The organism is Nocardia higoensis, assembly GCF_015477835.1.
GTDB classification, from domain to species: Bacteria; Actinomycetota; Actinomycetes; order Mycobacteriales; family Mycobacteriaceae; genus Nocardia; species Nocardia higoensis_A.
This window is the reverse complement of sequence record NZ_JADLQN010000001.1, coordinates 3,082,451-3,086,521: the sequence shown is the minus strand read 5'-3', so window position 1 is coordinate 3,086,521 and position 4,071 is coordinate 3,082,451. Positions and strand designations below refer to the sequence as shown.

Genomic DNA, 4,071 nt, shown 5'->3' with positions numbered 1-4,071 from the left:
GCCGTTTCCCGAAAGGCAATCCCATGAGCAACCCGTTCGACGACGACACCGCCGAGTTCTACGTGCTGGTCAACGACGAGGGCCAGCATTCCCTGTGGCCGATCTTCGCCGCCGTCCCCACCGGCTGGCGGATCGCCCACGGCGCGGCCTCCCGCGAAGCCTGCCTCGACTATGTCGAAGCCCATTGGCTCGACATGCGTCCGCTGTCCCTCATCGCCGCGACCCAGGGGGAATGACCGCGCCGTAGTCCTTCCCGCCCCGGTCGACCCGGCCGGGCCCGTGATACCGCTGTGCGCCCCTTCGACTTTCGTGTCGGAGGGTGCGAGTAGTTTGCCGCGCATGTCTGTAGCACCGGCGAATCCGCACGATGCTCTGTTCCGGCGGATCATGGCCCGACCCGACAATGCCGCCGGGGAACTACGCCACGTCCTCCCCGAGGCCGTCGTCAACCGCATCGACTGGGCCGCTTTGCGGTTCGAGTCGTGCAGCTTCGTCTCCCCACATCTGCGGTCCCGCTACAGCGACCTGCTCTTCTCCACCCGCCTCGGTGACCGCGACACCTTCATCTACGTCCTGGTCGAGCATCAGACCCGCCCCGACCGGTTCATGCCGCTGCGCATGGTCGAATACATGGCAGCTATCTGGAACAGCGGCCCGGCTGACGCTGGTGTTGCACAAGATCGCAGCAGGCAACCGCACCCTGGGCGAGGACCTGACCCCGTGGCTGGTGGACCTGCACGATCTTCTGGCCGCCCCGGGTGGCCTGGATGACCTGCAATCCCTGGTGACGTACATTTTCCTTGTGGGCGAGACCAGCGAAGACGATCTGGGCCCCGTGATCGATCAGCTCGGCCCCCGAGCGAAGGAGGTCATCATGACAACCGCCGAACGACTCCGCGCCGAAGGTCGCGCCCAAGGTCGCGCCGAAGGCCGCACTGAAGCGCGTACTGAAGGACACGTCGAAGTCTTGCTGGGACAGTTGTCGACGAAGTTCGGCCCGATCCCGGCTCACATTCGTGATCGCATCCGTAGCGCCGATGTCGCGCACTTGCTGACCTGGTCTCAGCGCCTGCTCACCGCGACCACCCTCGACGAGGTCTTCACAGAGCCGTGACCACCGCCGATCGACTCCGGGCCGAAGGAAGGGTGGAGGGGAGGGCCGAATTCTTGCTCTATCTGTTGTCCATGAGGTTCGGCCCGACTCCCCGCGGGATCAGCGACCGAATCCACGCCGCCGATGGCGCACAGGTGGTGACGTGGGCCCAGCGCCTGCTCACCGCCTCCACTCTCGACGAGGTCTTCTCGGAAACAGCTTGACCCTCACGTTGCGTCAGGCCGGAGGGTGGCGTGCATGAGCGACTACTACAACGCCTTCGAGATCAGTCCCGTCCCCACTCCCGGCCCGGATGCGACTGCGCCGGAGCCCTTTCGCGGCATCTACGGAATGCCTGCCTTCGTGAGGATCCCCACCGCGGATCTGACCGCGTCGGTGGACTTCTGGGTTCGCGGACTCGGGTTCTTCGAACTGTTCGGCATACCCGGCACGCTCGTGCATCTGCGCCGGTGGGCGTTCCAGGACGTCCTGCTCGTCTCGGAAGCGAACGTCCCCGCGCGACCACCGGCGATGAGCGTCTCCTTCGCCTGCGTGCTCGGCGAGGTCGATGTCCTCGCCGAGGCATGTCGTGCCCTGCGTCCGCACTCGGTCGACGGCCCACGGGACACGCCGTGGAACACCCGCGATGTCGAGGTGATCACCCCCGAGAACGCGCGGATCGTCCTGACCGCCGCGAAGCCCTTCGATCCGGCCAGCCAGGAAGCGCGCAACCTCGCTGCGATCGGGATCACCGCGCCGGACTCCGCTCCCGGCGACAATGGACAGCATGCTCGAGACCACTGACGCCGATGGCCTGACCGTCGGTCAAGTCTCGACGCGGCTGGGTGTGACCGTCCGCGCACTGCATCACTGGGACGAGATCGGTCTGGCGCGACCGTCGCTTCGCACGCCCGCCGGATACCGGCTCTACACCGCAGGTGACCTGGAACGGCTGCACCGCATTGTCGTCTACCGGGAGATCGGTCTCGGCCTCGACAGGATCGGCGCCATCCTGGACGACTCGACCGCGGACGTGCCCGCCGCACTGCGTGCGCAGCGAACCCAGGTCGCCGAACGGATCGGCCGTCTCGAGCAACTCGCCGCCGGCTTGGATCGGATGATCGACGCCCACGAGCGCGGCCTGCTGCTGACCGTCGAGCAACAGGCCGCGATCTTCGGCCCCCGATGGGACCCGGACTCGCCTGCCCGAGCCCGTCGGCACTACGGTGACACACCGCAATGGCAGCAGTACGCCGAACGCGCGTCCGCCCGCGGTCCGGAGGAATGGCAGGCCGTCGCCGACACCGTCGCCGACCTCGACCGCGCCCTCGGCGACGCGATGGACGCCGGTGTCGAGCCCGGCAGCCGGGATGCGAACCATCTCGTCGAGCGACACCGCGAAGTGTTCACCGATTCGTACTTCCCCCTGAGCAGGCAGATGCAGGTCTGCCTCGGCCGCAGATACGAGTCCGACCCTGCGTTCGCCGCCCACTACGACGCCGTCCGCCCCGGCCTCGCCACCTGGTTACGCCGAAGCATCGACGCCTGCGCGCGCACCCACGGCATCGACCCCGACACCGCGACCTGGCAATAAGGGCCACCCGACTAGTTGTTGGCGCGCTGGATGGCGCGTCGGACCAGGCCGCGGATGCCGGGCAACTGGATGGCCCGCAGCATCAGTTCGCCTGCCCACACATGTGTGCGTGACGGCGGGGCGAATCGGCTGATTCCTTTCCGGGCCAGTGCCTGTCGTTTGTCTACTTCCGGGCGCAACGACGTCTCCCAGGTGTCGAGCGCGGTGGGAATGTCGTCGCCGTGTGCCACGAGCGCGGTGCCGAGCCGGTCGGCGCCGTCGAGGGCGAGCGCGGCGCCGTAGCCGGCGAATACCGTGACGCACCATGCCGCGTCGCCGAGCAGAACGACTCGGTCGTGACTCCAGCGGTCCATCACGATCTGGCCGACCGAGTCGAAGTAGGCGTGGTCGGGGTCGGCCTCGAGGTGGTGCAGGGCGTCGGCGACGCCGCCGCCGAGGTCTCCGAACGCTCGGGTGAGCGCGGGTGCGGCGCCGAGAGCGAGTTCGGCGGCAGTGTCGGGGCAATGGTAGGTGAAGAACGCCGAAGACCGTTGCGGTCCCAGGTTCATCACCGCGGCCGTGCGTCCGGGCCCGATGAAGGTGGTGCCGACGTTTTCCGGTACGTGCTCGGGAACTGTCGGCAGCGGAAAAGCGCCGACCATGTGGCCCAGGTCCACGAAATACTCGGGCTCGGCACCGAATACGAGCTCGCGGACTCGGGAGTGCACGCCATCGGCCCCGACGAGGAGTTCGGATCGCAGGCGGGTGCCGTCACTGAGGGTGGCCACGACTTCGCCGGAGGTCTGGGCGAGGGCCTGCACGGTGGTGCCGAAGCGGATGTCGACGTGGTCGGCCACCGCGCCGTACAGCGCCGACTCCAAGTCGCCCCGGAACAGGCTCAGTGCCCGGTTCCCGACGGCGGCCTCGGCGACAGCGGCCGGTATCCGGAACTTCTCCCGGCCGTCCGCGTGGACGAGGACCGAGGTGAAGAACCCGATATCACGCGGAGTCAGCGCCGGTACGATCCCGAGCCGCTCGGCCGCGTCATATCCGGGTCCGTGCAGGTTCACCAGGTAACCGCTGCTGCGACGAGCCGGCGCGCGTTCGACCACGACGACGTCCCAGCCTTGCCGATGCAGCCGCAACGCGGTGGCCAAACCGGCGATACCGGCGCCGACGACCGTCGCCCGCCTGCCCGGTGTCTCGGCGCGATGGTGCGCGGCGTTCTCGCGAGCTTCCATGTGCGACTCCTGAATCGATCCGTTGTCGGCGAAAGCCATCCACGAGCTGTCGCCGTATCGTCAACTAATAGTTGACGAAGTGGCGGTCGTCAACCTATGGTTGACGCATTGGGGCGCCAGGTGTCACTACGCGACGTGATCGCCCCGATCGAGCGGGTCCACAC

Annotated in this window: 7 protein-coding genes; 6 read left to right on the top strand and 1 reads right to left on the bottom strand. The window is 67.7% G+C overall.

All coding sequences use genetic code 11. The features are described from left to right. The first annotated feature begins 23 nt into the window (after positions 1-23). From IU449_RS13890 to IU449_RS13865, 6 genes are read left to right on the top strand one after another with little or no spacing between them, the layout of a single operon-like run. The gene (locus tag IU449_RS13890; RefSeq protein WP_195002177.1) at positions 24-236 is read left to right on the top strand and encodes an MbtH family protein; all 213 of its coding nucleotides are present in this window, start codon (positions 24-26) and stop codon (positions 234-236) included. Next, positions 172-771, top strand: coding sequence for an Rpn family recombination-promoting nuclease/putative transposase (locus IU449_RS29850; protein WP_416382143.1), 600 nt, complete (start codon positions 172-174; stop codon positions 769-771). The genes IU449_RS13890 and IU449_RS29850 overlap by 65 nt, the downstream gene beginning before the upstream one ends. Then, a complete protein-coding gene (locus tag IU449_RS13880; protein ID WP_195002582.1) occupies positions 668-1,114 on the top strand; it encodes a hypothetical protein in 447 nt (148 codons plus the stop codon). The genes IU449_RS29850 and IU449_RS13880 overlap by 104 nt, the downstream gene beginning before the upstream one ends. A 32-nt stretch (positions 1,115-1,146) precedes the next feature. Next, positions 1,147-1,317, top strand: coding sequence for a hypothetical protein (locus IU449_RS13875; protein ID WP_195002175.1), 171 nt, complete (start codon positions 1,147-1,149; stop codon positions 1,315-1,317). Between the two features lie 34 nt (positions 1,318-1,351). Continuing rightward, positions 1,352-1,897, top strand: coding sequence for a VOC family protein (locus tag IU449_RS13870; protein ID WP_195002174.1), 546 nt, complete (start codon positions 1,352-1,354; stop codon positions 1,895-1,897). Continuing rightward, positions 1,881-2,687 (top strand): MerR family transcriptional regulator, encoded by an 807-nt coding sequence (locus IU449_RS13865; protein ID WP_195002173.1) that lies wholly within the window; start codon positions 1,881-1,883, stop codon positions 2,685-2,687. The genes IU449_RS13870 and IU449_RS13865 overlap by 17 nt, the downstream gene beginning before the upstream one ends. Positions 2,688-2,698: 11 nt before the next feature. Here the strand turns inward: IU449_RS13865 and IU449_RS13860 are convergent, their stop codons facing one another. Continuing rightward, a complete protein-coding gene (locus IU449_RS13860) occupies positions 2,699-3,907 on the bottom strand; it encodes an FAD-dependent oxidoreductase (protein WP_195002172.1) in 1,209 nt (402 codons plus the stop codon). Between the last annotated feature and the right edge of the window lie 164 nt (positions 3,908-4,071).